Genomic DNA, 529 nt, shown 5'->3' with positions numbered 1-529 from the left:
GAACTGTTCGTCTACGCCGGCCTCCTGACGGTCGGCGTCTTCGGGCAGTACGTCGGCGGCAAGCTCACCGACCGCATCAGGACCGAGCGCGGCATCGTCGCCGGCTTCGGCGCGCTCGCCGTCATCGCCATCGCCTTCCTCCCCGTGGCGAATCTCGGCGTCGGCCCGCTTCTCGCCATCTGTGCACTGCTCGGCTTCTTCCTGTTTATGGTCCAGCCGTTCTACCAAGCGACCGTCGCGGAGTACACGCCCGCCGGGCTTCGAGGGCTCTCCTACGGCTTTACCTACCTCGGCGTGTTCGGCGTCGGCGCGCTCGGCGGCGCTATCGCCGGTTACATCCTCACGGTCGCTGATTCGACGGCGTTGTTCGCGGTCCTCGCGGGGTTCGCGGCGGCCGCGACGCTCCTGGGCGTGACGCTGTTGCGACGGCGGCCGACGCCCGCCTGACACCGGGTCGAGCGGGAGGCCCTCCGGGTCGGGGGGGACGGCCGGCAGAAAATACGGTTTCGGTCGGTTCTCCGGTGCGGTT

1 protein-coding gene is annotated in these 529 nt (G+C 69.4%); it reads left to right on the top strand.

Going from position 1 to position 529, the window contains the following annotated elements; genetic code table 11:
- The coding region (locus tag C5B91_RS21405) for an MFS transporter (protein WP_119713039.1) at positions 1–447 on the top strand (447 nt) is incomplete at its 5' end.
- Positions 448–529: the final 82 nt, after the last annotated feature.

The organism is Haloferax sp. Atlit-10N (genome assembly GCF_003586325.1).
Classification (GTDB): domain Archaea; phylum Halobacteriota; class Halobacteria; order Halobacteriales; family Haloferacaceae; genus Haloferax; species Haloferax prahovense.
This window is presented reverse-complemented; position numbering and strand designations above follow the sequence as displayed.